The sequence below is a fragment of the Streptomyces sp. NBC_00569 genome (assembly GCF_036345255.1).
Classification (GTDB): Bacteria; Actinomycetota; Actinomycetes; order Streptomycetales; family Streptomycetaceae; genus Streptomyces.
Genome location: NZ_CP107783.1, coordinates 723622 through 750029, shown reverse-complemented (window position 1 = coordinate 750029; position 26408 = coordinate 723622). Strand labels below are relative to the sequence as shown.

At 70.3% G+C, this 26408-nt stretch carries 25 protein-coding genes and 1 pseudogene; 15 read left to right on the top strand and 11 right to left on the bottom strand.

Annotation, left to right across the window (positions count from 1 at the left end):
* The first annotated feature begins 54 nt into the window (after positions 1-54).
* The 4 genes from OHO83_RS03485 to OHO83_RS03470 all read left to right on the top strand — a co-directional run bounded on the left by OHO83_RS03485 (position 55) and on the right by OHO83_RS03470 (position 4355).
* Complete coding sequence (locus tag OHO83_RS03485; protein WP_329432023.1) at positions 55-1056, top strand: ABC transporter permease; 1002 nt, start codon at positions 55-57, stop codon at positions 1054-1056.
* Positions 1056-2069: an ABC transporter ATP-binding protein gene (locus tag OHO83_RS03480; RefSeq protein WP_266679003.1), complete on the top strand. Its 1014-nt coding sequence runs from the start codon at positions 1056-1058 to the stop codon at positions 2067-2069. The genes OHO83_RS03485 and OHO83_RS03480 overlap by 1 nt, the downstream gene beginning before the upstream one ends.
* Complete coding sequence (locus tag OHO83_RS03475) at positions 2066-3070, top strand: ABC transporter ATP-binding protein (RefSeq protein WP_266679005.1); 1005 nt, start codon at positions 2066-2068, stop codon at positions 3068-3070. The genes OHO83_RS03480 and OHO83_RS03475 overlap by 4 nt, the downstream gene beginning before the upstream one ends.
* Before the next feature lie 73 nt (positions 3071-3143).
* Complete coding sequence (locus tag OHO83_RS03470) at positions 3144-4355, top strand: amidohydrolase (protein ID WP_330280709.1); 1212 nt, start codon at positions 3144-3146, stop codon at positions 4353-4355.
* Between the two features lie 375 nt (positions 4356-4730).
* Here OHO83_RS03470 and OHO83_RS03465 read toward each other — a convergent pair whose 3' ends face one another.
* The 4 genes from OHO83_RS03465 to OHO83_RS03450 all read right to left on the bottom strand — a co-directional run bounded on the left by OHO83_RS03465 (position 4731) and on the right by OHO83_RS03450 (position 8165).
* Positions 4731-5369, bottom strand: coding sequence for a GntR family transcriptional regulator (locus OHO83_RS03465; RefSeq protein ID WP_330278634.1), 639 nt, complete (start codon positions 5367-5369; stop codon positions 4731-4733).
* A gap of 63 nt (positions 5370-5432) precedes the next feature.
* On the bottom strand, positions 5433-6131 hold the full coding sequence (locus tag OHO83_RS03460; RefSeq protein ID WP_330278633.1) for an alpha/beta hydrolase: 699 nt from the start codon (positions 6129-6131) through the stop codon (positions 5433-5435).
* 119 nt (positions 6132-6250) lie between these two features.
* The gene (locus OHO83_RS03455; protein WP_329432017.1) at positions 6251-6751 is read right to left on the bottom strand and encodes a hypothetical protein; all 501 of its coding nucleotides are present in this window, start codon (positions 6749-6751) and stop codon (positions 6251-6253) included.
* A gap of 175 nt (positions 6752-6926) precedes the next feature.
* Complete coding sequence (locus tag OHO83_RS03450) at positions 6927-8165, bottom strand: hypothetical protein (RefSeq protein ID WP_330278632.1); 1239 nt, start codon at positions 8163-8165, stop codon at positions 6927-6929.
* 212 nt (positions 8166-8377) lie between these two features.
* Between OHO83_RS03450 and OHO83_RS03445 the strand changes: the two genes are divergently transcribed.
* Positions 8378-9115 carry a class I SAM-dependent methyltransferase gene (locus tag OHO83_RS03445; RefSeq protein WP_329432014.1) on the top strand — a complete coding sequence of 246 codons (738 nt, stop codon included), beginning with the start codon at positions 8378-8380 and terminating at the stop codon, positions 9113-9115.
* A 63-nt stretch (positions 9116-9178) separates the two neighbouring features.
* Here the strand turns inward: OHO83_RS03445 and OHO83_RS03440 are convergent, their stop codons facing one another.
* Positions 9179-10468, bottom strand: a complete 1290-nt coding sequence (locus tag OHO83_RS03440) for an amidohydrolase (protein ID WP_330278631.1) — start codon at positions 10466-10468, stop codon at positions 9179-9181.
* Between the two features lie 122 nt (positions 10469-10590).
* Between OHO83_RS03440 and OHO83_RS03435 the strand changes: the two genes are divergently transcribed.
* The 3 genes from OHO83_RS03435 (at position 10591) to OHO83_RS03425 (ending at position 13425) form a co-directional block, all read left to right on the top strand.
* The gene (locus tag OHO83_RS03435; RefSeq protein WP_330278630.1) at positions 10591-11640 is read left to right on the top strand and encodes an Lrp/AsnC family transcriptional regulator; all 1050 of its coding nucleotides are present in this window, start codon (positions 10591-10593) and stop codon (positions 11638-11640) included.
* Positions 11641-11695: 55 nt separating this feature from the next.
* On the top strand, positions 11696-12460 hold the full coding sequence (locus tag OHO83_RS03430) for a type 1 glutamine amidotransferase (RefSeq protein ID WP_330278629.1): 765 nt from the start codon (positions 11696-11698) through the stop codon (positions 12458-12460).
* 176 nt (positions 12461-12636) lie between these two features.
* The gene (locus OHO83_RS03425; protein WP_330278628.1) at positions 12637-13425 is read left to right on the top strand and encodes an oxidoreductase; all 789 of its coding nucleotides are present in this window, start codon (positions 12637-12639) and stop codon (positions 13423-13425) included.
* A gap of 49 nt (positions 13426-13474) precedes the next feature.
* Here the strand turns inward: OHO83_RS03425 and OHO83_RS03420 are convergent, their stop codons facing one another.
* Positions 13475-14968, bottom strand: coding sequence for a hypothetical protein (locus OHO83_RS03420; protein WP_330278627.1), 1494 nt, complete (start codon positions 14966-14968; stop codon positions 13475-13477).
* Positions 14969-15126: 158 nt separating this feature from the next.
* On the opposite strand from OHO83_RS03420, the gene OHO83_RS03415 reads away from it, so the two are divergent.
* The gene (locus OHO83_RS03415) at positions 15127-15720 is read left to right on the top strand and encodes a DinB family protein (protein ID WP_266679027.1); all 594 of its coding nucleotides are present in this window, start codon (positions 15127-15129) and stop codon (positions 15718-15720) included.
* Positions 15721-15764: 44 nt separating this feature from the next.
* Here the strand turns inward: OHO83_RS03415 and OHO83_RS03410 are convergent, their stop codons facing one another.
* The 3 genes from OHO83_RS03410 to OHO83_RS03400 form a co-directional block, all read right to left on the bottom strand.
* Complete coding sequence (locus OHO83_RS03410) at positions 15765-16544, bottom strand: SDR family NAD(P)-dependent oxidoreductase (protein ID WP_330278626.1); 780 nt, start codon at positions 16542-16544, stop codon at positions 15765-15767.
* Positions 16545-16553: 9 nt separating this feature from the next.
* Positions 16554-17156 (bottom strand): chloramphenicol phosphotransferase CPT, encoded by a 603-nt coding sequence (gene cpt / locus OHO83_RS03405; RefSeq protein ID WP_266679031.1) that lies wholly within the window; start codon positions 17154-17156, stop codon positions 16554-16556.
* A gap of 128 nt (positions 17157-17284) precedes the next feature.
* The gene (locus tag OHO83_RS03400) at positions 17285-17767 is read right to left on the bottom strand and encodes a carboxymuconolactone decarboxylase family protein (protein ID WP_330278625.1); all 483 of its coding nucleotides are present in this window, start codon (positions 17765-17767) and stop codon (positions 17285-17287) included.
* Positions 17768-17889: 122 nt separating this feature from the next.
* On the opposite strand from OHO83_RS03400, the gene OHO83_RS03395 reads away from it, so the two are divergent.
* The 6 genes and pseudogenes from OHO83_RS03395 to OHO83_RS03370 all read left to right on the top strand — a co-directional run bounded on the left by OHO83_RS03395 (position 17890) and on the right by OHO83_RS03370 (position 23348).
* Positions 17890-18879: a pirin family protein gene (locus tag OHO83_RS03395; RefSeq protein ID WP_330278624.1), complete on the top strand. Its 990-nt coding sequence runs from the start codon at positions 17890-17892 to the stop codon at positions 18877-18879.
* Positions 18880-18898: 19 nt separating this feature from the next.
* On the top strand, positions 18899-19237 hold the full coding sequence (locus OHO83_RS03390) for a GNAT family N-acetyltransferase (protein WP_330278623.1): 339 nt from the start codon (positions 18899-18901) through the stop codon (positions 19235-19237).
* 144 nt (positions 19238-19381) lie between these two features.
* The gene (locus OHO83_RS03385) at positions 19382-20476 is read left to right on the top strand and encodes a protein phosphatase 2C domain-containing protein (protein WP_330278622.1); all 1095 of its coding nucleotides are present in this window, start codon (positions 19382-19384) and stop codon (positions 20474-20476) included.
* A 273-nt stretch (positions 20477-20749) separates the two neighbouring features.
* Positions 20750-21376: a DUF4232 domain-containing protein gene (locus OHO83_RS03380; protein WP_330278621.1), complete on the top strand. Its 627-nt coding sequence runs from the start codon at positions 20750-20752 to the stop codon at positions 21374-21376.
* Positions 21377-21577: 201 nt separating this feature from the next.
* A complete protein-coding gene (locus OHO83_RS03375) occupies positions 21578-21922 on the top strand; it encodes a DUF3556 domain-containing protein (protein ID WP_330278620.1) in 345 nt (114 codons plus the stop codon).
* Positions 21919-23348 (top strand): annotated as a pseudogene (locus OHO83_RS03370) (phytoene desaturase family protein). The gene OHO83_RS03375 and the pseudogene OHO83_RS03370 overlap by 4 nt, the downstream one beginning before the upstream one ends.
* Before the next feature lie 124 nt (positions 23349-23472).
* Here the strand turns inward: OHO83_RS03370 and OHO83_RS03365 are convergent.
* Together OHO83_RS03365 and OHO83_RS03360 are read right to left on the bottom strand one after the other, a co-directional pair.
* The gene (locus OHO83_RS03365; protein WP_406319428.1) at positions 23473-25755 is read right to left on the bottom strand and encodes an FdhF/YdeP family oxidoreductase; all 2283 of its coding nucleotides are present in this window, start codon (positions 25753-25755) and stop codon (positions 23473-23475) included.
* A gap of 362 nt (positions 25756-26117) precedes the next feature.
* The gene (locus OHO83_RS03360) at positions 26118-26252 is read right to left on the bottom strand and encodes a hypothetical protein (RefSeq protein WP_329432002.1); all 135 of its coding nucleotides are present in this window, start codon (positions 26250-26252) and stop codon (positions 26118-26120) included.
* Positions 26253-26408 lie beyond the last annotated feature (156 nt).

The window sequence follows — 26408 nt, the reverse complement described above, 5'->3', positions numbered from 1 at the left end:
GCACAAGAGAGGTAGTCGAACGGTGAGTTCATCCCGAGCCGGCAGGTCGCACCCATGACCAGTTTCCTGATGCGGCGCTTCGTCGCGATGATCGTGCTCTTGTTTGTCATCAGCTTCGTGACGTTCAGTCTGTTCCAGCTCGGCCCGGCGGACCCGGCCGCGGCGGCCTGCGGTCAGGAGTGCACACCGCAGCGCATCGCCGAGGCCCGGATCGCGCTCGGGATGGACAAGCCGTTCCTCACCCAGTACTTCACCTACATGTCGGGGCTGGTGAGCAGCCACACCGTCGGCGCGCCCGGCGCCGAGACCCTGTGCAACTGGCCGTGCCTGGGCAAGTCGTTCCAGACCAACGAGGACGTCACCACGATCATCGGCCGTGCCCTGCCGTACACACTGTCGGTGGCCAGCGGTGCGATCGTGCTGTGGACCGTCGCCGGTGTCGGCCTCGGCCTGCTCGCGGCGCTCCGCAAGGGCCGGTTCGCCGACAAACTGATCGTCGGCGGCGCCTCCGTCGGCGTATCGCTGCCCATTCCGGTGACCGGCCTGTTGCTGCTGCTCCTGTTCGTCAGCACGCTGGACCTGCTGCCGTTCACCACCAACGAGATAGCCACGCCCTTCGACGCGACGGGTCCCGGCGGCTGGCTCCTCAACTACCTTCTGCCGTGGGTCGCGCTGGCCGTGCTGTTCAGCGCGCAGTACATCCGGGTCACCCGCAGCAACATGCTGGAGACCTTCGGCGAGGACTTCATGCGCACCGCCCGCGCGAAGGGACTGTCCCGCCGGAACATCGTGTTCAAGCACGGCGCGCGGGCCGGCATCACTCCGGTCGTCACCATGCTCGGCCTCGACATCGGCGGCCTGCTGGGCGGAGCCGTGCTCACCGAGCAGATCTTCTCGGTGCCGGGCGTCGGATTCACCGCGGTGCACGCCGCTCAGTCCGGTGACCTGCCGGTCACCATGGCCATCACCATGATGGCCGCGTTCTTCATCATTGTCGCCAACGTCCTGGTCGACATCGCCTACGCGGTGATCGACCCGCGAGTGAGGGTCGCCTGATGACCACGCCCGAAGCCGCGCCCATGCTGGCCATCCGCGATCTACGGGTGAGCTTCCCGACCGACGACGGAGTGGTGCACGCCGTCAACGGGATGGACCTGACCCTGGCGCGCGGGGAAACCGTCGGAATCGTCGGCGAGTCCGGCTCCGGAAAGACCGTCACGAGCCAGGCGCTGATGGGCCTGCTCAAGGACACCACAGCCGAGGTCACCGGACAGATCCTCCTCGACGGACAGGATCTCAACACGCTCACCGAGACGCAGATGCGCGCCTACCGCGGCAAGAAGATCGCGATGATCTTCCAGGACCCGCTGTCGGCCATGCACCCCTTCTACCCCGTCGGCGCCCAGATCGCCGAGGCCTACCGGGTGCACAACCACGTGTCCAAGAAGGCCGCGGCGCAGGTCGCCGTCGACATGCTCGGCCGCGTCGGGATCCCCGACCCCAAGCGCCGCTACGCCGCCTACCCGCACGAGTTCTCCGGCGGCATGCGCCAGCGCGCGATGATCGCCATGGCGCTCGTCTGCGAACCCGAGCTGCTGATCGCCGACGAACCCACCACCGCCCTCGACGTCACCGTGCAGGCCCAGATCCTCGACCTGCTCAACGAGCTGCAGGACGAGACCGGGACCTCCGTGATCCTGGTGACCCACGACCTCGGCGTGGTCGCCGAGGTGTGTCACCAGGTCGTGGTGATGTACGGCGGGGAGTGCGTGGAGCAGGCGACCGTCGCGAACCTCTTCAAGGACCCGCGGCACCCCTACACCCAGGGACTGCTGGCCTCGATGCCGTCGCTGGCGCAGCGGTCCGAACGGCTCAACCCCATCCCGGGCTTCCCGCCGTCGCTGCTGGCGCTGCCCGACGGCTGCCTCTTCGCCGACCGCTGCCCGAAGGCACACCTGGTGCCCGACGACGCCTGCGGTACGCGCCGCCCGACACTGACCGGCCTCGACGGGCACCCGTCGCGGTGCCACCTCGAGACGCTGCAACCGACCGGAGAGGTGGCCCGATGACGCCGCTGCTGGAGGTCACCGACCTGACCAAGCACTTCCCGACCCGCTCCCGCGGCTTCAGGCCCGGCGGCGGTGCGATCAAGGCCGTGGACGGCGTCAGCTTCTCCGTCGACGCCGGACAGACCCTCGGCCTGGTGGGGGAGTCCGGCTGTGGCAAGTCGACCACCGGCCGTCTGCTCATGCGCCTCCTCGACCCGACTTCCGGGAGCGTCCGGCTCGATGGCCGGGAGATCGCCGAGCTGCGTTCGTCGGAACTGCAGGAGTACCGGCGCCGGGTGCAGATGGTGTTCCAGAACCCGTCGTCGTCGCTGAACCCCCGCCAGTCCGTGGGCAGCGCGATCGCCGCACCGCTCCTCGCCCAGCGGATCACACCGGCCGGCGGCGTCAAGGCCAGGGTGCGGGACCTGATGGACCGGGTGGGGCTGCGCCCCGACCACTACAACCGCTTCCCGCACGAGTTCTCCGGCGGCCAGAAACAGCGCGTGGGCATCGCCAGGGCGCTCGCCCTGGATCCGCAACTCATCATCTGCGACGAACCGGTGTCCGCACTGGACGTGTCCGTCCAGGCGCAGGTCATCAACCTCCTCGAGGACATCCAGCGGGACACCGGGGTGGCCTACCTCTTCATCGCCCACGACCTGTCCGTGGTCCAGCACTTCGCCGACCGCATCGCGGTGATGTACCTCGGCAAGATCATGGAATACGGCGACACCGCCCGGGTCTTCGGCGCTCCGGAACATCCCTACACGCGGGCGCTGCTGTCCGCCGTGCCGCAGCCCGACCCGGCCGCTGACCGTAGTGGGCGGATCCGGCTGAAGGGCGATCTGCCCAGCCCGGCCGACCCGCCGCGCGGCTGCGTGTTCCAGTCCCGCTGCCCTGTGCACACGCAACTGGACCCGCAGCGGCGCCAGTCGTGCGCGGAGAGTGTGCCGAGCGGCGACATCGCCTGCCACCACGCCGACGTCGCGGCCGAGATGCTGGCCCTGACGACGTCCCGGTAGTCCGATCCCTGTCCACATGAACAGCAGAACCGCGCAACAGAGCACCACAAGGCACAGCAGAGAGGTGACAGCAGTGTTGATCCGTGACGTCCGTCCGTGGGGTGGCGAGCGCAGCGACGTCGTCCTGTCCGGCGACCGCATCGCGGCGGTCCGCCCGCACGACCCGGCCGCGCAGCCGTCCGGCGAAGTGGTGGAGGGCCGTGGCCGGCTGCTGCTCCCGTCGTTCAGCGACGTGCACGTGCACCTGGACTCGACCCGGATCGGCCTGCCGTTCCGGCCGCACACCGGCGGGCCGGGAGTGTGGACGATGACGATGAACGACCGGGAGAACTGGCGCTCCGCGGAGGTGCCTCTCGTGGAGCGGGTGGCCGGCACCCTGGAGCGGATGATCGCGCGCGGCACCACCCGTGTACGGTCGTACGCCCAGGTCGACGTGGACTGCAAGCTCGAGAAGTTCGAGGCGGTGGTGGCCGCGAAGGAGAAGTTCGCTGGTCAGGCCGAGGTCCAGATCACGACGTTCCCGCAGGCGGGCATCCTTCGTGAGAAGGGCACCGCCGCATACCTGGAGGCCTCGCTGAAGGCGGGCGCCGACGTGATGGGCGGCATCGATCCCTGCACCCTGGACCGGGATCCCAAGGGACACCTGGACGTCGTGTTCGGGCTCGCGGAGAAGTACCAGGTCGAGGTGGACATCCACCTGCACGAGCCCGGCGAGCTGGGCGTGTTCTCCACCGATCTGATCGTTGAGCGCACGCGGGCACTGGGCATGCAGGGCAAGGTCACGATGTCCCACGCCTATGAACTGGGCTCGGTCTCCGAGTCGGTGAGCCGCCGCATCATCGACGAATTCGCCGAGCTCGACATCGCGATGGCCACCGTGGCGCCCTCGGCCCGCGGACAGCTGTCGCTGGTGGACCTGACGGAGGCGGGCGTCCGCGTGGGCCTTGGCGAGGACGGCCAGCGCGACTACTGGAGCCCGTACGGCAACTGCGACATGCTCGACCGCACCTGGCAGCTGGCCTTCACCAACAACTTCCGCCGTGACGAGCTGATCGAGATGTCCCTGGCGGTCGCCACGATGGGCGGGGCGTCGATCATGAGCCACGACGTCGCCCGCCTTGCCGGGGTCGGTGACCGGCCCGGCCTTGCGGCCGGTGACCGTGCCGATCTGCTCCTCGTCGACGGCGAGACACCGTCGAGCGCGGTGATGGACCGTGGCACGGATCGCACCGTCCTGCACGACGGAGTGGTCGTCGCCGACCAACTGGAGCTGGTACGGGGCTGATCCGAGCCCTCGGGCCCACGGTCGAACCCGGTGCATCAGCCCTCCCCACGTCCTGACGTCGATCAGGGTCGCCGGGGGAGGGCTGATGTACGTCTCGACCTCGCGTGATCACCGACGATCCGGCATGCCCGCATCCGGGTCGAGGATCACGGAGTCCCGCACACCGCGGGCATCTGACCGCGACCGGGAGCAGGTCATGGAGATCCTCCAGGCGGCCGCGAGTGAGGAGCGGATTCCACGGAGAAGCCGGCCCCTGCGCGTCCGGCTCGCAGGACAGTCCCGCGGCGGCGACATCACCGTGCGAGCCCCGCGCCGGACGTTCTCGCCGACCTGCACCTGGGGCCGGCTGAACCGGGACGGGCCCTGCGGCTGCCGTCAGCGGCGCTTGTCGGCGATGGCGCGCCGGCTGTTCTCCAGGTGCGTGACGACGAGTTCCTCGACGCGTGCCACATCGCGGTCCGCGACAGCGGCGTAGAGGCCCTCGTGCTCCAGCGCCATGGCGAGGAGGTCGTCGTGCCTGCCCAGCAACCACCGCATCCGGCTGCGCAACGTGCCTTCGAGTTCGCTCAGCAACTCGTTGGCCGCCATGGACGTCACCGTCTCGTGGAAGTCGGCTGCCGCGCGCCGGGCGCGCACCGCGTCGCCCGCCCTGGCGGCCGCGAGTTCCTCGTCGACGTTCGAGCGGAGCCGCCCGAGGCCGGCGCGGTCACCCCGCTGCGCGGCGAGACGGAAGGTCATCACCTCAAGGGCCTCGCGGACCTCGTTCAGATCGGCGATGTCCGTAGCCGTGAACTCCCTGACGACCGCCCACGTCCGCGGTCGCGGAGTGACCAGGCCCTCGGCGACGAGCACGCGCAGGGCATCGCGGACGGGTACGCGGCTCACCCCTATCTGCGCCGCCAGCTCGCGCTCGACGAGCTTGCTGCCGGGCTTGCGCACACCGTCGAGAATGTCGTCCCGGAGCTGCCGCGTGACCCGCTCCGACTCCGGCTCGAACTCCCCTGTACCTGCCATGGCCCGAGTCTCGCACGGGAACGGAACCGTTCGGTGTGCGGCCGGGATGAGGCGGCCGGCGCATCAAGGTGTGCGGGCGAGCTCGATGAGGTGCTGTGCCGTGGCTTCGGGGTCGATGATCTGGTGGAGGTGTTCGCCCGGCAGGTGTGCCACGCGCAGGCCGCGCTCGCGCGCTTCGGCGGCGACATCCTCGTACTGCGGGGCGAAGAGCAGGTAGGAACACGGGTGGTCGTCCCACCCGTCCGGGACCGGGATGCGCTGCTCGTAGTAGGACAGCGGCAGAGCGGGCTGTTCCTCGACGACGGTCCGACGCACCGCCGGATCGGAGAACATAGGTGCCACGTCGGCCTCGTCCCACCAGTCGGTCCATCGCGGCAGGGTGCCGTTCACGGCCATCGACGTGAGGAACTCCAGCAACTCGGGTGGTGCGACGGGAGTTGGTCCGACACGGGCCGGCAGCGCGGCATCGACGAAGATCGAGCCGGTCACCGGATGGTCGAGCGCCGCGCGGATCACGGGGAGGAACAAGCCCGCGTTGCTGTGCGCCACGAGCGTGACGGGGCTGCCGTCCGGAACGTGCCGGAGGTCGTCACGGACGGCGCCGACGACGCGGGGCCAGAAGGGCGGGGCACCGGCGCCGACCTGCAGGAGTGATGGCACCCGCACCTGGTGACCCCTCGCCTTGAGGTGCTCGGCCACAGGGTGCCAGGTCGAGGGCCCCACGGAGGGACTGTGTACGAGAACGAAGACCGGCTGCTGCATGCGACGATTCTGCCGCCCGTGCGACACGGGACGTGAGGTCTTGGCCGAGAGCAGAAGATGGCATTCCCACGCGAGCGGACACGGTACGGGGCTCCGTCCTGGGGCGAAGTGATGTGCCGTCAGGCGTACGTCCAGCGCCAGGCGTTGGAGCTGTACGCGCACTTGATGCGTGTGCCGCCCTCGTTGGTGGTGGCGGCGCCGTGATCGCTGTTGCGGCAGAACTGGCCGGCCGAGTAGCAGTTGCCCGCGTTGGAGACGATCGAGCAGGTACCGGTCGTGTCCTGGCTGCCGCTGCCGGTGTCGCTGCCCGTCTCGCTTCCGGTGTCGGCGGCAGGCCGGGCGGTCTTGGTGACGGTGACCGTGGGGCGCGGCTTCGCCTTGGCCTTGATGGTCTCTGTGACGGTCGGCGCGGGCTCCGGCGTGGCGGTCACGGTGGCGGTGACGGTCGGCGCCGGCTTGGCCTCGGCGGCGACGGGCTGCTGATCGCCGTTCCCGGCGCCCACGATGAGCGCACCGGTGAGAAGCAGACCTGATCCACCCAGCCACACCCGCTTGCGCTTACGCAGAGGTCGGGTGTCAACCGGGCGCGGCGCGGGCGGCGTTGTGTACGCGTTGGTCATGTTGTCCCCCCGGGGTGTTACAGGTGGGATGACGCTATTACGTCGACGCGACTTGTGAAGGAAATATGAACAGCAGGTGATTGATTCGTGACTTCATTGTTGTGCGGCCCCCGGAGTCCCACTCTCTTACGCGTGCTGGTGGCTGCGCGGCCGCTCGTGGCAGTCACCGGCAGGCTCACTGCCATTGCCGCGCATGGGCGGCAATGGCGCCCAGTACCTCCGGCATGTCCTGTTCCGGTGCGCCTATCAGTACCTGCGAGCCACGGCCCGGGCCGTCGAGGACTTCGCAGACGGCGACGAGGGGGTAGGTCGGTTCGGCCTGCTGCGCGCGGGGTGTGTACCAGCGCTGCCGCTCCGCTCTCCGCGCGCGTGCCTCTTCGTCCAGGTAGGGATGGATCGAGTAGCGGCGTACTGCGCGCGGGTCGCTGCGGTACGGCGGCCGTACGGTGATCACGCGCAGCGGGCCCGGCAGCGGCTTCAGCGCCACCTTCGCGGCCGGGTCGGGGGTCGTGCCGATGACGTCCGGCCCTACGTACAGCGGGCCCTTGATGCCGAGTTTCCATGGGCCGGTGCCGGAGACGCCGCCGTCCACCGGGTGCACTTCGGCCGGCTGAGCCGGCTCCATGTCGCACTTGCGCGGCAGCCGGGTCCGCGTCCATCGGCGCAGCCAGAGCAGAGCGGGTACCAGGAGGGCCGCGGCCGCCACCGCGAAGCTCTCCACCACCGCTCGGGGCCGGGGTTCGGTCAGTGCCGCCAGTGCGCCGACGCCGCCCGCGGTGGCCAGGGCCAGTACGGGTGCCAGCCACTGCCACGCCATGGTCAGCGGGTTGCGCCGGCCGCACAGCAGCAGCCACACCGCCGCCCACAGCGGCCCGAGTCCGAGTCCCCACAGGACGGAGGCCAGGGCCGCGGGCGCGGTGAAGAGCCGTCCCGGGTAGTGGCTGGTCCGCACGACGGACCTGTCGTCGCCGCTGTCCTTCCCGGCCTGGATCATGCGTACCGAGCCGCGCCACCAGAACAGCGTCACCGGCTCTTCGGCCTGTGCCCGCCCGTACACCGAGTCCCGCTCGTCATGGGAACGGTGGTCGCTGTAGGCGAGCTCCATCGTGCGTCGGTGGTCGGCCCGAGTCAGCTCCAGCGTGTACCTGGTGCTGGAGCGTTTGAGCGTGTAGGCGGAGTCCCGCACGGTGACGCGTTCGCGCTGCATGCAGTCCGGCTTGCGGTAGCGGTCTCCGCACACCTTCAGCCGGCCGGTTCGGTGACCGTTCTCGACGATGGCCACCTTCGAGAAGCCGACGTCGTCCTGACGTGCCTGTTGCGCGGTCTGCCACAGCGGCCAGGCCGCCCCGAGGAACACGAGGGAAAGAAGCAGACACACCCCCGCGCGGACGAAGTCCCCGATCCCGGTTCTCATGTGCCCCTCGCTGCCCGAAGTCCTGCCCTGTGCCTCACCCTTCGGGGTGGGGTGCGGGGCATCCTACTCAGCGGGATCCCGGGTCCGGCAGGTGGACGAGGCCGTCGTGCCCGGGCCCGTGTCGACTCACTGCGAAGGCGTCCGTGGACTGAGCGCTGACGACTCCCCGGCGTGGTTCGTGGATTCTTTTCCTGAGGCGTACCTTCGGTCGCATGGCAGACGAGGGATTCGAGCATCCACGGCTCGCCGCGGTGTACGACGCGCTTGATCCTGACCGCAGCGATCTCGACGCGTACGTGGGTATGGCGGAGGAGTTCGGAGCGCGTCGGGTGCTGGACATCGGCTGCGGGACGGGGGTGTTCGCGCTGCTGCTCTCCGGTCGGGGGATCGAAGTCGTGGGGGTCGACCCCGCGCGGGCGTCCGTCGATGTGGCCCGGGGCAAGCCCGGCAGCGAGCGGGTGCGCTGGATCTGTGGCGACGCGACAGCGCTCCCGCCCCTGCGGACGGATCTGGCGACCATGACGGCGAACGTCGCGCAGGCCATCGTCGACCCGGTCGTCTGGCGTCGGACGCTGCAAGGGGCGTACGAGGCACTGCGGCCCGGCGGGCGCCTGGTGTTCGAGACGCGGGACCCGGCCGGACGTGCCTGGGAGGAGTGGAACCGCGAGGAGTCGTACGCGACGACGCGGATCCCGGGAGTCGGCGCGGTCGAGAGCTGGGTCGAGGTGACCGATGTGAGGGGGCCGCTGGTGACGTTTCGGTGGACGTACGTGTTCGCCGAGGACGGTGAGGTGCTGACCTCCGATTCGACCTTGCGGTTCCGTGAACGGACCGAGATCGAGGCACAGTTGGTCGCGCGAGGCTTCGTGGTCGACGAGGTGCGTGACGCCGCCGACCGTCCCGGCCGGGAGTTCGTCTTCGTGGCGCGGCGTCCGCGGGGCCGGGGCTGAGTGCGGTGCCGTACGGCCGCACGGTTCGCGCGCGTGGCCCCCGGCCCGCGATCGGCGCCGGGTTCACGCCGGGTCGAGCCACTCCGCGGCGGCGTCGAGCAGATGCGTGACCCCGTTGCGCAGCGCCGGATCCGCCACCGGGGCGAAGAACGGGGAGTGGTTGCCGTGCACGGTGGACGGCTGCTCGCCCGCCGGATCGGCCCCCTCCCAGCTGCCGGGCTCCGTACCGCCGAAGAACCAGAAGACGGACGGGCACCCGGCCGCGGTGGCGAGCAGGCCGAAGTCCTCGCTGCCCGACAGCGGGGATCGCATGGTGTGCACCTGGGTGCCGCCCGCCGCGATCGCCCGGACGGTGCGTTCCGTGGCGCCGTCCGAATTCACTGTCAGGGGGAAGGAGTTGAGCTCGCTGAACTCCGGTGGGTGGGGCGCGCCGGAGGTCGCCGCCTCCCCTTCGACCGTACGGCGCACCGCGGCGAGCACCCGCTCCCGCACGGCGGCGTCGAACGTCCTGATGTTGATCTTGAGTTCGGCCTCCTCGGGGATGATGTTCTCCTTGGTGCCGGCACGCAGGGAGCCCACCGTGACGACCGCCGACTCCGTCGGCGAGACCTCGCGGGCCACGATCCCCTGCAACCGCATGACGGTCGCCGCCGCCATGACCACCGGGTCGACCGTGGTGTGCGGAGCCGAACCGTGCCCGCCCCGCCCGAGCAGACGTGCCCTGAGGCTGTCCGCGGCGGCCATCAGCACACCGGTGCGCGTGGCCACCGAACCCAGGGGGAGCGGCCCGACATGCTGGCCGAGCACCACGTCGGGCCGCGGGAACCGCTCCAGGAGACCGTCGGCCAGCATGGCCCTGGCCCCGGCGGCTGTTTCCTCCCCGGGCTGGAAGACGGCCAGCAGCGTGCCGCGCCAGAGTTCGCGGTGCGCCGCGAGCTGGGCGGTGGCACCGAGCAGAGCCGCCGTGTGCAGGTCGTGGCCGCAGGCGTGCATGAGCGGAACCGGCTCGCCGTCCGGCGACAGCGCGGTGTCCGTGGACGCGTAGTCGAGTCCCGTCGCCTCGCGTACGGGCAGCCCGTCCATGTCGGCCCGCAGCGCGACCACCGGTCCTTCGCCGTTGCGCAGCAGCCCGACCACTCCCGTGCCGCCGACGCCCTCGGTGACATCCCAGCCCTGTTCGCGCAGCTCCGCGGCGACGATCCCGGCCGTGCGGTTCTCCTGCATGGACAGCTCGGGATGGGAGTGCAGATCGCGGTAGAGCAGCCCGAGGCCGGGCAGCCGGGCGTCGAGGCCGTCGCGCAGGGCAACACCCTCGCGCGGCGCGGCAGCGGTCAGGGATCCGTCGGTCTCCATGTCAGTCCTCCCAGGTCTCCGGCGGGGTCGGGGGTCGACACCGGGGCCGAAGTGAGTCCAGGATGGAGATCGCTGATCACTTGCCCGTGATAACGCAGGAATTCGACGGAGATCCATGAGCCATGCCCGATAGCAGCCCAGAAGCCTTGTCCGGACACCGGGATGCGGCGACCGGTTCGCTTCAGGAGCCGGACCTGGCGTTGATCGAGGCTCTCCAGCACAGCCCGCGAGCGCCCTGGTCACAGATCGGGCCCGCGCTCGGCGTGGACGCCACCTCCGCGGCCCGCCGCTGGCACCGGCTGGTCGGCCAGGGGCTCGCCTGGCTGACGGCCTACCCATCCGCGAGCAGGACGAGCTTCGCCTACGTTGACGTGCGCTGCCGGCCGAACACCGTCGACGAAGTGACGCGTCAGCTGTGTGCGCTGCCCCAAGTCCTCAGCGTCGAGGAGGTCACGGGTGACTTCGATCTGTTCCTGACGGTGGCGGCCCCGACGCCGGCCGCCCTCGCCGCGCTCGTACGCCGGGATCTGCCCACCGCGCCCGGTGTGGAGGCGACGGCCATCCACCTCGGCCTGCGCCTCTACCAAGAGGGGAGCGGCTGGCGCATGCGCGCCCTGGACCGGCAGCAACGCTCGCTCCTGGTGCCACCGCAGCAACCTCCGCGCCGCTCCCTGACCGGGGCCACAGCCGACGCGGCACTCATGGCCGCGCTCGGCCAGGACGGGCGGCGAAGCCATCAGGAACTGGCCCGGGACCTGGGTGTCAGCGAGGCGACGGTGCGCCGCAGGCTCCAGCGGCTGATGGAGACGCGATCGGTCCACTTCCGCTGCGACTTCGCCCAGGCCGCCGCCGGCTGGCCGCTCACCGCCACCTACCGCATCGACCTCCCCGCCGACCGACTGACCGCGGCAGCGCGCACGCTCGGCCTCATGCCCGAGGTCCGGCTGTGCAGCGCCGTGAGCGGGACAGCCGACTTCCTGGTCATCGCCTGGCTCCGCACGGCGGAGGACGTCACGGGTTTCGAGGCCCATATGTGTGAGCAGCTACCGGATCTGCGCGTGCTCGACCGCACGGTCACGCTCATCACGGCCAAGCGTATGGGCCGAGTCCTCGACCCCCATGGCCGTGCGGTCGGTCACGTCCCATGGGACGACCTGTCCACCACCCTCTGAGGGAAGGCGGTGCTGTGTTTCCTGCATCAGGATGTGCGGTCAAGGAGGGGCGGCGGTGAGCGCCGCGCGGGTGCTCGTCGTCGAGCACGAGGACGGCACCGGTCCGGCCCAGGTCGGTGAACGCCTGGCGGAGCAAGGGCTGTTGACCCAGATGTGCCGCCCCTGGGCGGGAGACGCACTGCCCCGAAATCTGGACGACCACGACGCGCTGCTCGTCCTCGGCGGTTCGATGGGCCCGCGCGACGATGAGCGCGCGCCCTGGCTGCCTGCCGTTCGTGAACTGCTGCGCCAGGCCGTGGCTCGCGACCTGCCCACGCTGGCGATCTGCCTGGGCATGGAACTGCTGACGGTGGCGTGTGGCGGCGAAGTCCGGCGCGCCGCGCTTCCGGAGGTCGGCCTCTGCGAACTGATGCCGCTTCAGGAGGCCGTGGAGGACCGAATGTTCGGTCCCCTCACCCATACCGGTGGACGGTTGCGCGCGGTGCAATGGCACTGGGAGGAATCCGGCACTCTCCCCGACGGGGCAGTTCCACTCGTCACCAGCGAACGCTGCGCCCACCAGTCCTACCGGATCGGCACATCGGTGTGGGGAGTGCAGTTCCACCCCGAGGTCCTGGCGGACGACATCCGCACCTGGGGTACGTCGGACGTCGGCCCGCTGCTCGCCCTCGGGCTCGAACCCGCCGGTGTCGTGGCCGAGGTGGCTCGGGCGGAGACAGAGTTGCGCGTGTTGTGGGGTGCGTTCGCCGAGCAGTGGGCCGCGATCGTGACCGATCCGGCTACGGCCGTGCCGGCCGCGCCGACGCCCGGGCGGCGATGACGTTCCCGCCCCGCCCCGCCCCGCCGGTGCCGGTGATGGTGATGCCACCACGACCCCCAGGTGGCGCCACATGGCGTTGCCGCGCGTCGCGCCGCGTGTGCCGCCGGAATCCGTATCGTGAAACGTCGTCCCGTTCGTGCGGTGGTCGGTCACCGCCCGGCGCAGAAAGGCGTCTCATGGAACTGAAGCTGCAGGGCAGAACCGCGGTGGTGACCGGTGCGAGCAAGGGCATCGGCCTGGCCATCACCAAGGCGCTTGTGGCGGAAGGGGTCCGCGTGACGGCCGGGGCGCGCCACATGGGCGGTGAACTGGCCGACCTCGCCCGGACAGGGTCCGTACGGGCCGTCGAGGTGGATCTGGGGACTCCGGAAGGGCCCGCCGCGCTCGTCGAGGCGGCGGCTTCCGCCTTCGGGCTGCCCGACATCCTGGTCAACAACGTCGGTGCCGTCCGGCCACGCACCGAGGGGTTCTCGTCCGTCACCGACCAGGACTGGACGACCACCCTGGACATCAATTTCCTCGCCTCCGTGCGTGCCACCCGCGAGGTCCTGCCGCTGATGCTCCAGCGCGACGCCGGCTCGATCATCACGGTGGCGTCCGTCAACGCGCGCCTGCCCGACCCGCTCGTGATCGACTACTCCGCGGCGAAGGCGGCCCTGCTGAGCTTCAGCAAGTCGCTGTCCAAGGAGCTGGGACCGCGCGGCATCCGCGTCAACACGGTCAGTCCGGGGCCGGTCGCCACGGACCTGTGGCTGGGGAAGGACGGTGTGGCGGCAACGGTCGGTCGGGCCGGGGGACTTGAGGCCGACGCGGTCACCGAACAGGTCGCTCGCGGCGCCGCGACCGGCCGCTTCACCCGCCCCCAGGAGGTCGCCGACCTCGTACTGCTCCTGGCCTCCGACCGAACCGCCAACGTGACCGGCTCCGATTTCGTGATCGACGGAGGCCTGATCACCACGGTGTGATGCGACCCGCGCATCGGGCTTCGGTTCGCCATGAGCGGCGCCGGCGGTCTCAGGGGGCGATCCCCACGCCGTCGATCCGGCTCCAGGCCTTCTCCTGGGTGGCGGTCATGGCCGGCCAACGCAGGCCGCCCGGGCGGGGGTTGACCCGTGACGCGTAGGGACCGGGGGAGAAGCCCGGGTCGTAGAGGCAACCGGTGCCGTACTTGTGGTCGAACGCGGAGCACGAGGCCGCGATCGCAGGCGGTGTCGGCTTCTTCCCGGTCCGCACCCAGGCGTCCAGCGCGGAGAGGGAGTTGGCGTACTCGGAGTTGCTCAGCTCGCTGTGTTCGCTCTCCCGAGTGAACGTCTGCACCAGGTTCCGTTCCCTGTGGGCGCCTTGGAGACCGGCCCGGTAGGCGGCCTCGTGCTCCACGAACGCGGTCGGGTCGCCGATCGCGTGCAGGGTGAGAACGGGGATGGCCACTCTGCCGGTGAGGTCGCTGTCGTAGGAGAGGTCGCGTACGGCGCTCGGGTCGGCCGAGAACCGCTCGACGCCTGCGTTGAGCGCCTGGTCGTCGTGGGAACCGGAATACCGTACGCCCTGGTTGCTGAACGGATTGCGGCCGCCGAGCCGGCTGTGCACGATGTCGCGGAACGTGAACGTCGCGAACCGCAGGTGTGACTCGAGAGTGCGCTCGGGGATCTTCGTGACCGCGAGGATGTCGTCGAGGTTGCGCTGCTGCGCCGCGGTCCGCTCCTCGGGCTCGGAGGCATACCCGGTGCATTCCTGAAGGCGCGCCCGCAACCCCGTGGCCGTCATGGTCGAGCCGGCGCGCAGCCCTTCCCACAGCGGGTACTGAGGCTCACTGGGCCGGGGATGATTGCGGCAGTAGTACTGATAGACCACGCGCAGGTCGACCCGGTAGTCGTAGCCGCGTGAACCGCCGCCGAGTACACCACTGGTGAGCAGGGCTCCGTCGTACGGGCCGTGCTTCGCCGCGCCGTAGGTCTCGACGACCTTGGCGGCGACATTGCCGCCCCAGGACTGGCCGTGCACATAGGTCCGCCTCGGCTTGCCGAACTCTGTCACGAACAGGCGACGCAGATTCTCGGTGTCGGCGGCGGCCATCCGTGTCCCGTAGCCGCCACGCCGATACGACGAACCGGCCCAGGCGTAACCCTCGTCCACCATCACCGCCCAGCGGTTCAGGTCGTCGACGCTGCGGGCGGGATCGGAGCCCGTGCCGAGGTCGGGGCCGCCGTGGGCGTGCACCACGAGCGAGCCGTTCCATGTCTTCGGGACGGCGATCGCGTAGGAGGCGCCGTTCGCGTCCTGGCCGGTGTAACAGGTGGCCTTTCCGGTCAGATTCGCGGGACAGGCGGTGGACGCGGGCCCGCTCCGGGCCGCGGCCGATGCGGCGGAAGCCGTCGAACCCGAAGCCGGCAGGGGGAGCGCGCAGGCGACGAGGCCCGCGATGCCGGCAACCACCGCCGCGCGCCGGTGATGCCGACGGATCCCGGACCTCCTGCGGAAACCCGATGCGATGCGTCTGGTCCTACCCATGGGCCTCTCCTCGTCCTCCGGCGCGCACCGTTGCGCGGCGGGGGAGATGCTAGGTACGGCGGAGCCGAAATCCCATGACGTGATCAGTAGCGTTCATATTGTTCGCTGCCGGAGGGCGAACGCCCGAACAGCGCTCGCGCGGGAGGCAGACTGGCCCCATGACCCCTTCGGATCCGAAAACCGACCTGCACTTCTATCTGCAGTCCGCTCGCGACGCCCTGCTGTGGAAGCTCGACGGACTCTCCGAGTACGACGTCCGGCGCCCGCTGACGCCGACCGGTACGAACCTGCTGGGTCTCGTGAAGCACGTGGCAAGCGTGGAGTTGGGATATCTCGGCGCCACCTTCGGACGGCCGTCCGGTGAGCCGTTGCCCTGGGTGGAAGAGGGAGCCGAGCCCAACGCGGACATGTGGGTCACCGCGGACGAGTCGCGTGAGTTCATCGTGGCGCTGTACCGGCGGGCGTGGGCGCATGCCGACGCGACGATCGACGCGCTGCCGCTGGACACCGTCGGCAAGGTGCCGTGGTGGCCCGGTGGCAGGGACGAGGTGACGTTGAATCATGCCGTCGTACGCGTCATCGCCGACACGCACCGCCACGCCGGGCACGCCGACATCGTCCGCGAACTCCTGGACGGTGCCGTGGGGATGAACAAGGGCAATGACAGCATGCCGTCCGACGACCCGGCGTGGTGGGAGGACCATCGCGGCCGACTGGAACGTGCGGCGCGGGAGGCCGACCGTGACGCGTAGACGCGGTGGGCTTGTTCTGTATGGCGAGCGAGCCCGTGGCGCCTCTAGTGGACCGAGAATCCGCCGTCGACGAAGATCGACTGCCCGGTGACGTAGGCGGACGCGCGGCCGGCCAGGAACACCGCGGCTCCGGCGAAGTCCTCGGCCAGGCCGTTGCGCCCGACCATCGTGCGGGCGGCCAGCGCCGCCACCTTCTCCGGGTCGGACGACAGACGCGCATTGAGCGGCGTCATGACGAAGCCCGGAACGAGTGTGTTGCAGGTGACGCCGTGGGGCGACCACGCCTCGGCCTGCGAGCGGGCCAGCGCCTCCAGGGCGCCCTTGGAGACCCCGTACGCGCCGCTCTGGACGAACGCCCGGTGCGCCTGCTGGGACGTGATGTGGATGATCCGTCCGAAGCCCCGCTCGGCCATGCCGGGCCCGAACCGCCGGCCCAGGAGATGGGGTGCCTCCAGGTTCACCGCCATGGTGGTGTCCCACACCTTGTCGCCGAGCTCACTCATCGGCGGCCGAAGGTTGATCCCGGCGCTGTTGACCAGGATGTCGGGCTCGCCGAACACCCCGGCGGCCTGCTCCGCCGCCGCGCGTACGCCGTCGCGGGTGCTCAGGTCCGCGCTCACCCACGCTGCCCGGCAGCCGTCCGCCGTCAACTCGTCGACAGTGGCGGCGAGTTCCGCCTCCTTGCGTGCCACGATCACCACGCTCGCCCCCGCGCGGGCGAGCGCCCCGGCGATGGCCTTGCCGATGCCGGAGCTGCCGCCGGTCACCACGGCGGTCCGGCCGTCGAGTGAGAACAGTTCGGAGAGGTAGTTCTGCGAGGTCATGATCGCACCCTAGACGGCGCCTTCAGGGGGACCGTACAGGGGCCGTTCCACAGACGATTCAGGCCGTCCCGCAGAGGATGACCTGAGCTGGGCGGCGATGGTCCGCGCGCATTGCAGGGACTCCGTGTGGGTGGTGTCCACCTCCAGGTCATAGACAACACCGCGGTGGACCGTCTCCGCTTGCGACGCGGCCATCCCCTGGGCTCGGTCCCCACGGACGATCTCGCGGCCCGAGGCGATCTCGCTGTCGCATCTGACCCCCACCCACAGCACGTTCAGCCCGCCCAGAGCCTTCTGCCACCGCTGTTGGGACTCGGCTCCACCGAGGAAGACGTCATCGATGACGATCCGGGCGCCCGCACCGGCCGTCGCGGCGACCCCCTGCATCCACGCCGCCTCCAGCTCCCGGAAGGCCGCTCCGACATCGACTCCGCCGTCTTCGGCGATTTCGAGCCCGTCGCCCGATTCCCGCAGGGACGCGGGCATGGCCTCGATCAGCGAGTCGATCCCGAAGGCGAGCCACGGATCCGGCAGCAACGCCTGCAGACACCGGGCGATCCCGGACTTGCCCGAACTGGACCCACCGTTCAACACGATCACCTGAGTCGTCACCGGGTCAGGGTAGGCGCACGCGGCACGGCGCCCGAAGCGAGTTTCGGCGAGCCGTGCTCCTGACGGCTGCCCTGGACCGGAGGTCCACGTCTGCCCGGATCCGCCGGGCGGCAATGCTCGAGACCACATCAACTGTCCGCATGCACCGGGTGTTTGCTCAGGATCGAGACGCGGTTGAATGCGTTGATCGTTATCGCGACCCAGATCACGGCGGAGATCTGGTCCTCGGTGAGTGCGGCCCGGGCGGCGGTGTAGGCGGATTCCTGCGCGGTGGCGTCGGCGGGCTCCGTCGTCGCCTCGGCGAGTCCCAGCGCCGCTCGTTCGCTGGGGCTGAAGAGTTCCGTGTCCCGCCAGGCCGGCAGCACGCCCAGCCGCTGTGTCGTCTCGCCGGCGCGCAGGGCCGCCCGCGTGTGCACGTGGAGACAGTAGGCGCAGCCGTTGATCTGCGACACGCGGAGGTTGACCAGTTCCACCAGCGTGCGGTCGAGGCCCGCGTCCGCGGCCGCCGCGCGCACCGCCTCCGACGTCTGCACCAGCGCGTGGTACGCCTTGGGGCTCTGCTTGTCGATGAAGATCCGCCTGGGTGCGGATCCCGCCGCCGGTCGGTTCAACGTGGACTCCTCCGGGCCGCTCGCGGCGCCCTTGCTCCGATGTGTACGCGGGGCCGTTACGTGTTCTAAGATCGGCCAAGTTGTTGAACATAAAACTATCATGCTTGGAGGAGGTGACCGCGATGAGTGACGCGGAAGTTGATCAGGCCGGAGGGCGTGGCGGATCCGGGGCGGCAGGCGAACGGCCGGCCACGGGTCCACGGATCGACGTACTCGCCCCGCGCGATGTCCCGCTCGGCGGGCCGCGGGCGATGACCGTGCGACGTACGCTCCCGCAGCGATCCCGGACCCTCATCGGTGCCTGGTGTTTCGCCGACCACTACGGCCCCGACGATGTCGGCCGCACGGGCGGCATGGATGTCGCACCGCATCCTCATACCGGACTGCAGACGGTGAGCTGGCTGTTCAGCGGGGAGATCGAGCACCGCGACAGCCTCGGCAGCCACGCCTACGTACGGCCCGGCGAGCTCAACCTCATGACGGGCGGCCACGGCATCAGCCACACCGAGGTCTCCACCCCACGCACCACGACCCTGCACGGCGTCCAGCTGTGGGTGGCGCTGCCCGAGGAACACCGGCACACCGGGCGGGACTTCCAGCACCATGTGCCCGAGCCGGTGCGAAGGGAGGGCGCCGAGATCAGGGTCTTCCTGGGTGCTCTCGCCGGCTCCGCCTCCCCCGTGCCGACCTTCACGCCCCTGCTCGGCGCCGAGATCACGCTCGCGCCGCGTGCGTCGCTCATGCTCGCCGTGGACGCCGACTTCGAGCACGGTCTACTCGTGGACCACGGGGACGTCCGGGTGGCCGGCACCCTGCTGCGCCCCGCGGACCTGGGATATGTCCACCCCGGCGTCGACACCCTGTCCCTCGTCAACGAGTCGTACGAGACGGCTCGGACCGTCCTCCTCGGTGGACCGCCGTTCGAGGAGGAAATCGTGATGTGGTGGAACTTCATCGGCCGCAGCCACGAGGACATCGTCCGGGCGCGAGAGGAATGGGAGAGCGCCTCGGAGCGTTTCGGCGCAGTCGAGGGCTACCCCGGAGACCGTCTCCCCGCTCCCGCTCTGCCTCATGCCACCATCGCGCCGCGCAAGAACCCTCCGCGTCGCTGACCCCTTCGAAAGGAACCCGATGACCCAGCCTTTCCCCGTTCCCTCCGTCGAGCGGAACGACGAGCGGCATCGCTACGAGATACGGGTCGACGGCGTACGTGCCGGCCTGACCGCCTTCCGCGACCACGGCGTGCAACGCGTCTTCTTCCACACGGAAGTCGGCGAGGCGTATGCCGGACAGGGCCTGGCCGGCCGGCTTGTCCAGGAGGCACTCACCGACGTGCGCAAGCTCGGGAAGAGGATCGTCCCCGTCTGCCCCTACGTGGCCAAGTTCCTCAAGAGCCATGAGGAGTTCGCCGACATCACCGACCCGGTCACCCCCGACGTCCTGCAATGGTTGGAGGCCGAACTGGCCTGATCCGCCAGGTCGGAAGTGTCCCGACGCCACCAACTCCCCTTGCTCCGACAGGGCAAGGAACGTGCGCGGTTGACCTTCACCTTGGGGGAGGCCGCAGCATCGGTGGGGCCGGGCGACGTGCTCGGCACGAGGAGGAGAGTGAGCATGGGGCTGCTGACCATCGGCGCGTTCGCGAAGGCGTCCCGGCTGTCGCCGAAGGCGCTTCGTCTGTACGACGAGCTCGGTCTGCTGAACCCCGCTCGTGTCGACCCGGTGACCGGCTACCGCCTCTACGCACGGGACCAGCTCGACCAGGCCCGGCTCGTCGCCTGGCTCCGGCGTCTGGGAATGCCCCTGGCCCGCATCCAGCACGTCTGCACGCTGGATGCGGCCGGGGCGGCACAGGAGATCCGCGCGTTCTGGGCTCAGGTCGAAGCCGACACCGCCGCACGGCGGGACCTCGCCACCTTCCTCATCGACCATCTGTCCTGGAAGGACCCCGCCATGTCTCCGACCACCAAGCCCCTGGGAATCCGTTACGCCGCACTCTCCGACACGGGCCTCGTCCGTGAGAGCAACCAGGACACCGCGTACGCCGGGGCCCGACTGCTCGCCGTCGCCGATGGCTACGGCAGCGAGGGAGCCACCGCGAGCGCCGCGGCTGTCGACGTACTCAAGCGCCTCGAGACCGACCGCGTCCCCGCAGGCGATCTCCTCAACGTCCTCGAAGACGCCGTCGAAGAAGCCAAGAACGCCGTACACGGCGTTCCGTCGAGCGGCTCCTCGTCCGACGAGGCCTCCCGGGCAGAGGCCGGGACGACACTGACCGCGATGCTCTGGACCGGCGCGCAACTGGCCCTCGTACACATCGGTGACTCCCGCGTCTATCTCCTGCGCGCCGGGGAGCTGTTCCAGATCACGCACGATCACACGCTCGTCCAGTCGATGGTCGACGAAGGGCGCATCACCCCTGAAGAGGCCCTCTCCCACCCCCAGCGGTCGCTCCTGACGCGGGCCCTTGGGCAAGGAGCCGACGGGACCCCGGACCTGCGCCTGCACGACGCGCAGCACGGAGACCGGTACCTGCTCTGCTCCGACGGACTGTCGACCGTCGTGCCGGGCGAAGACATCCTGCGCGTGCTCGCCGAGACCAGGGAGCCCGACGAGACGGTCCGCGCCCTGGTGGCCCTCGCCAACGGCATCGGCGGCCCCGACAACGTGGGCTGCGTGGTGGCGGACGTCATGGAGCTTCAGGAGTAGAGCCGGACCGACGCCATGGAGGAGCTCCCGTGGTAGAGCGCATCTGCCTCGGGAGCTGCCCCGAGCAGGGGCGCGAGAGTATGCGTCTGTAACAGGCATGTATTAGAGGGTGGTTGAACGGAACGGTGTCCGCGCCGTCAGGGTCTCAATGATCAGAAGATGATCAACTAGCGATCGGCAACCGATCTTCAATCGATCTGCGACCGATCGGCAAGCGATCAGTACGACTCGCTCGAGACGAGTGAGCGGACACACCCTGAAAGGGATCCCCCCATGCGCGTCCAGAAGTTCTCCCTCCTCGCCGTCGCCGTAGCAGCGGGCCTCTCGCTCACCGCCTGCCAGAGCGGCGACGACTCCTCGGCCGGGTCGGACGACTCCTCCTCTTCCGCCCAGAGCTCCGGTTCCCAGGACTCCGGCGGCAGCAGCGCGTCCACCGGCAAGGGCGCCGGCACGGCGGGATCCGACGCGAGCGCCGAGGGTGCTTCCGGCGCGGCCTCAGGAACGGCCACGGGTGCCTGCCGGACCTCCCAGCTCGCCTTCAGCAGCTCCGGCGGGATGGCCGAGGGCACGCTCATCGTGAACCTCAAGAACACCGGTACCGCCACCTGCACCCTCAAGGGGTTCCCCGGAGCCGACCTCAAGGGCAAGGACGGCACGGTCAGCGCCGAGCGTAGCAAGCTCGCCCCGCCGAGCGTCAGCGTCAAGGCGGGCGAGGAGACCCGCTTCACGCTCCACTACCCGTCGAACGACTCCGGCGGCTCCGGCGTCACCTTCACCAGCCTCGTCGTCACCCCGCCCAACGAGACGCACTCCCACACCCTGCCCGTGAGCATCAACGTTCCCGTCTCCGACGGCTCCGGCCCTGCCATCACCGTCGACCCCGTCGGCACCGGCAAGTGAGCGGCGGGCGCGAGGGATCCGTCACGTGAGGACGCGCCGCCCAGCCACTGCGCGGCGAGCGGCGCGGCGCGGACGTCGAAGTCGTCGCGCAGGCTGTGGGCGCCGTGTGGCAGCAGCACCGTCGCCTGCTGCATCCGGTACCGGACGGAGTGGCGGTGCAGACTCATCGCCTGGGGCGCGGCCGCGTAGCCGTGGTGGTGGGTGCGGACCGTAGCGTCTCGTGCAGGGGTGGCTCCGCGCAGCCCGGCCTGCGCCGGCTACGCCAGTGTGGCCGCCACGATCGCGTACGGCCGGGAGGATTCCGGCCATCGGGCGGCAGGTCGTCCGGTTCACCGGCAGACTCAGATGTATGAGGTCCACGACGCCGCCCTCGGCCTGCTGGAACGCGGTCACGTCAAGGTGCGCGACACGGTGACCCGGCAGCCCTGGCCCACCGACGGCCCGGACCACCCGGGCTACGTGGTGTGGTCCCCGCACCCGCTGCGGCCTGTGCCCGACGCGGCCGGCTCCGTCGAGGGTCCGTCGCCCATGGACACGGCGTCATGACGTCCGCCGTCATCGTCGGCGGCGGGCCCAACGGGCTCGCCGCCGCGGCCCTGCTCGCGAAGGCGGGACTCGAGGTCACACTCCTCGAAGCCGCGGACGAGGTCGGCGGCGGCACCCGCAGCCACGAGGCCATCCTGCCCGGCCTCCTGCACGACCTCTGCTCGGCCATCCATCCCATGGCCGTCACCTCGCCGGCGCTTCGCTCACTGGACCTCGAACGGCACGGCCTGCGCTGGAAGTCGGCGGACATCGACTGCGTACACCCGCTGGACGACGGCAGCGCGGGGGTGCTGATGCGGTCCGTCGAGGAAACCGCCCGCATACTGGGCGCCGACGCCGGACGGTATCGGGCACTCTTCGAAACGCCGGTGCGGCACTGGGACGCGCTGGCCCAGGACGTCATGCGCCCCCTGCTGCGGATCCCGACGCACCCGCTGCTGCTCGCCCGCTTCGGCCTGCCGACCCCGCTGCCCGCCACCCTCCTCGCACGGCTCTTCAGAACCCCCCAGGCACAAGCCCTGTGGGCCGGCGTCGCGGCGCACGCGTTCCGCCCGCTGACCCGCCCGTTCACCTCGGCGATCGGCCTGGGCATCCTCACCGCCGGTCACGCCGCCGGATGGGCCGTCGCCGAGGGCGGGTCACAGTCCATCGCCCGCAGCCTCGAGAAGGTACTGGGTGAGTACGGCGGCACGATCCACACCGGCGTGCGCATCACCCGCTCCTCGCAGATCCCGCCCGCCGACGTGACCCTCCTCGACCTCGACCCCGGCCAGATCGCCCGCATCTACGGAGACCGGCTTCCCGCCCGTGTGCGATCCGCCTACCGGCACTTCCGCCGCGGCCCCGGCGCCTTCAAGATCGACCTGGCCGTCGAGGGCGGCGTGCCCTGGACGAACGCGGACGCACGACGCTCCGGCACGGTCCACCTCGGCGGGCCGCTCGCCGACGTGGCACGTGGGGAGCGGGACGTCGGGGCCGGACGGATGCCCGAGCGCCCCTTCGTCCTGGTCGGCCAGCAGTACCTGGCCGACCCCTCCCGCTCGGTCGGAGACGTCCACCCCGTCTGGGCCTACGCCCACGTCCCGTACGGCTACGACGCGGACGCCACCGAGGCGATCCTCCGCGCCAGTTCGAGCGCTTCGCCCCCGGCGTACGTGAACGCATCGTGGGCCGGCACGTCACCCGGCCCGCCGACTTCGCCGCGGCCAACCCCAACGTCGTCGGGGGCGACATCCTCACGGGAGCCAAGACGGTCCCGCACCTTCTCCTCGGCCCGCGCCCCGCTCTCGACCCCTACGGCACCGGCCTGCCCGGCGTGTTCATCTGTTCCGCCGCCACCCCGCCCGGCCCGGGCGCGCACGGCATGTGCGGTGCCGGCGCGGCGAGGTCCGCGCTGCGCCACCTCGGAGTCCGGCAAGACGTCTGACGCAGCGTCACGAGGTGAGGGCCGACGGACACCGCTCCCGTCGGCCCTTCCGCTGCCGCCGAACGCGGCGGAGCCCCGGCCGGTCGTCAGCCCGGCCGGGGCCCCGCCTTCGCCCGTCTCCCGCTCAGGTGGCCGCTTCGATGGTCACCTTGACGTGCTTCATGATCGGCTGGTCGCTCTGCGTGCTGTAGTCGACGAGTGCGCACAGCACGTTCATCTCGGGCATGTACCCGGCCGCGCAGCCGCGCGGGATGTCGTACGGGATGGCGAGATAGCCGTTGAGGTAGCGGTGGCTGCCGTCCCTGGCGGTGCTGGTGATGTCGACGGGGTCGAACTCGGAGATGCCGCGCTCGCGCATGTCATCCTCGTTCATGAAGACGAGCTCGCGCAGGTTCTTGACGCCGCGGTAGCGGTCGTTGTCCGAGTAGATGGTGGTGTTCCACTGGTCGTGGGAGCGCATGGTGCCCAGTGCCAGGGTGCCGGGCGCCGGTACCACGTCGGGCAGGGCGGCGTCGGAGAACTCCGCGCCGCCGGACGGGGTGAGGAAGACCAGTTCGCGGGCGGGCTGCTTGAGGCGGAAGCCCAGAGGCAGGCGCACGCGGCGGTTGAAGTCCTCGAACCCGTCGAGGGCCTGGGACATGGTGTCGCGGATCCGGTCGTAGTCCTCGATGTACCACTCCCACGGCGTGGGGCTGGCGGGCAGGGCCGCGCGGGCCATGCCGGCGACGATCGCGGGCTCGGACAGCAGGTGCGGCGACGCGGGGCGCTTCATGCCGACGGACAGGTGCACCATGCTCATCGAGTCCTCGACGGACGTGCTCTGGATGCCCTTGCGCTGGTGGTCCTTCTCGGTGCGGCCGAGGCACGGCAGGATCAGCGCCCGGCGGCCGTGCACGAGGTGGCTGCGGTTGAGCTTGGTGCTGACCTGGACCGTGAGGTCGCAGTTGCGCAGGGCCTCGTAGGTGATCGCCGAGTCCGGTGCGGCGAGCGCGAAGTTGCCGCCCATGCCGACGAAGACCTTCACATCGCCCCGGCGCATGGCCTGGATGGTGCCGACGGTGTCCAGGCCGTGCTCACGCGGCGGGTCGATCTTGCAGTACTCGGCGAGGCGGTCGAGGAACGCGTCGTCGGGCCGGTGATCGATGCCGCAGGTGCGGTTCCCCTGGACGTTGCTGTGACCGCGGACAGGGGAGGGGCCCGCTCCTTCGCGTCCCAGGTTGCCACGCAGCAGAAGGAGGTTGATGATCTCGCGGACGGTGTCGACGCCGTGCTCGTGCTGGGTCACGCCCAGACACCAGCTGACGATGCTGCGGTCGGCGTCGCAGTACACGCGCGCCGCTTTGAGGATTTCGTCGCGGCTGACCCCGGACTGCCTCTCCAGCTCCTCCCAGGACGTGTTCTCGCACAACTCCCGGTACGCGTCGAAGCCGGTGGTGTGGCGGTCGATGAACTCCTGGTCCAGTGCCTTGGGATCCAGCCTGGCTTCCTCCAGCACCGCCTTGGCCATGCCGCGCAGGAGCGCCAGGTCGCCGCCGATCCGCACCTGGAGGTTCAGGGTGCTGGTCTTCGTCGTCTTGAAGAGCGCCATGTCCATGAAGTCGTGCGGGACGATGGTGCGTGTGGCGGCCGCCTCGACGAGCGGGTTGATGTGCACGATCTGCGCGCCGCGGTGGTACGCCTCGGCGAGCGCGGTGAGCATCCTGGGCGCGTTGGAGGCGGCGTTGACGCCCATGATGAACAGCGCGTCGGCGCTCTCCCAGTCCTTGAGGTCGACGGTTCCCTTGCCGGTTCCCAGGGACGCCTCCATGGCGCGACCGCTGGCCTCGTGGCACATGTTCGAGCAGTCGGGCAGGTTGTTCGTGCCCAGCTCGCGGGCCATCAGCTGGTAGAGGAACGTGGCCTCGTTGCCGAGCCTGCCGGATGTGTAGAAGGAGGCCTGGTTCGGGTTCTCCAGGCCACGCAGTGTGCTGCCGACGAGTTCGAACGCTTCCTTCCAGCTGATCGGGACGTAATGGTCCGTGTCGGGGTCGTAGACCATCGGCTCGGTCAGCCGGCCCTGGTCCTCCAGCTCGAAGTCGCCCCACTCGAACAGCTCGGTGACCGTGTGGGCGGCGAAGAACTCCGGCTCGACGCGCTTGCGCGTCATCTCCCACGTGACGTGCTTGATGCCGTTCTCGCAGATGTCGAGCTTCAAGCCCTTGGTGTCGTCCGGCCACGCGCAACCGGGACAGTCGAAGCCCGTGTTCTCGTGGTTCATCTTCATGATCGCGCGTGGGCCGTCCACCAGCTCACGCTCGCGCACGAGGAACTGGGTCACGCTCTTCGCGGCACCCCAGCCGGCGGCCGGGTGGTGGTACGGGTGATACTCCGGATCCTCCTTGGCGATGGGCCCCACCCGGGGTTCCAGTTCTTCCGGCGCCTCACTGTCGATACTCAAGACACTCAACCCTTCGACCATGCGATGACGGGCATAAGGCCGACAAAATGGCACTTTCAGCCAGGCTATGCCGGTCGATCAATGGGCGCTACCCGCCCGCTGGCACCGTCGCCCGCGGCAACCAGGGCGTCCGCCCGCCGCTCGCGCAGCCGCAGGTCACGGAGCCGTCCGCCCGGCCGCCCGGCCCGGTCCGGCTGCCGCGCTCGGCGATCCGGAGGTCGAGGATCAGGATCCCCTCGGCGGCGGCACTCCGGAGCCGGCACCGCGGTGGGTGACCAGCGGGGTCGTACGGAACCTGTCGAAGACATGAGCGTCCTTCGCGCACAGCCCGGTCACCCTGGGTACGTCGTCCGAGGCGACTGCCCGGGGACCGGCACCGGCCCGGGGACCGCACCCGAGGTCTGGTCGAGGAAGCGCAGCTGGATCAGGGCGAGGGTGGTCTTCCCCGAGCCGGACGGGCCGGCCACGGCGATTCGTCTGCCGCGGGCGAGGTCCGGATTGATGCCTCGCAGAGCGTCCCGCAGCGCACCCGGCCGGCGAGCGGACGGCCTCGGCCGGGCCACGAGCGCCCGCCCCGCCCGAGGGCCTGGGGCACCGGACCGAGCAGCGGCTCGGTCAGCTCG

Bases quoted from the DNA above. Each gene is read 5' to 3' on its own strand.
- OHO83_RS03485 (WP_329432023.1), top strand. From the start codon at position 55: ATGACCAGTTTCCTGATGCGGCGCTTCGTCGCGATGATCGTGCTCTTG.
- OHO83_RS03480 (WP_266679003.1), top strand. From the start codon at position 1,056: ATGACCACGCCCGAAGCCGCGCCCATGCTGGCCATCCGCGATCTACGG.
- OHO83_RS03475 (WP_266679005.1), top strand. From the start codon at position 2,066: ATGACGCCGCTGCTGGAGGTCACCGACCTGACCAAGCACTTCCCGACC.
- OHO83_RS03465 (WP_330278634.1), bottom strand. From the start codon at position 5,369: ATGGCAGGTACAGGGGAGTTCGAGCCGGAGTCGGAGCGGGTCACGCGG.
- OHO83_RS03460 (WP_330278633.1), bottom strand. From the start codon at position 6,131: ATGCAGCAGCCGGTCTTCGTTCTCGTACACAGTCCCTCCGTGGGGCCC.
- OHO83_RS03455 (WP_329432017.1), bottom strand. From the start codon at position 6,751: ATGACCAACGCGTACACAACGCCGCCCGCGCCGCGCCCGGTTGACACC.
- OHO83_RS03450 (WP_330278632.1), bottom strand. From the start codon at position 8,165: ATGAGAACCGGGATCGGGGACTTCGTCCGCGCGGGGGTGTGTCTGCTT.
- OHO83_RS03445 (WP_329432014.1), top strand. From the start codon at position 8,378: ATGGCAGACGAGGGATTCGAGCATCCACGGCTCGCCGCGGTGTACGAC.
- OHO83_RS03440 (WP_330278631.1), bottom strand. From the start codon at position 10,468: ATGGAGACCGACGGATCCCTGACCGCTGCCGCGCCGCGCGAGGGTGTT.
- OHO83_RS03435 (WP_330278630.1), top strand. From the start codon at position 10,591: ATGCCCGATAGCAGCCCAGAAGCCTTGTCCGGACACCGGGATGCGGCG.
- OHO83_RS03425 (WP_330278628.1), top strand. From the start codon at position 12,637: ATGGAACTGAAGCTGCAGGGCAGAACCGCGGTGGTGACCGGTGCGAGC.
- OHO83_RS03420 (WP_330278627.1), bottom strand. From the start codon at position 14,968: ATGGGTAGGACCAGACGCATCGCATCGGGTTTCCGCAGGAGGTCCGGG.
- OHO83_RS03415 (WP_266679027.1), top strand. From the start codon at position 15,127: ATGACCCCTTCGGATCCGAAAACCGACCTGCACTTCTATCTGCAGTCC.
- OHO83_RS03410 (WP_330278626.1), bottom strand. From the start codon at position 16,544: ATGACCTCGCAGAACTACCTCTCCGAACTGTTCTCACTCGACGGCCGG.
- OHO83_RS03395 (WP_330278624.1), top strand. From the start codon at position 17,890: ATGAGTGACGCGGAAGTTGATCAGGCCGGAGGGCGTGGCGGATCCGGG.
- OHO83_RS03390 (WP_330278623.1), top strand. From the start codon at position 18,899: ATGACCCAGCCTTTCCCCGTTCCCTCCGTCGAGCGGAACGACGAGCGG.
- OHO83_RS03385 (WP_330278622.1), top strand. From the start codon at position 19,382: ATGGGGCTGCTGACCATCGGCGCGTTCGCGAAGGCGTCCCGGCTGTCG.
- OHO83_RS03380 (WP_330278621.1), top strand. From the start codon at position 20,750: ATGCGCGTCCAGAAGTTCTCCCTCCTCGCCGTCGCCGTAGCAGCGGGC.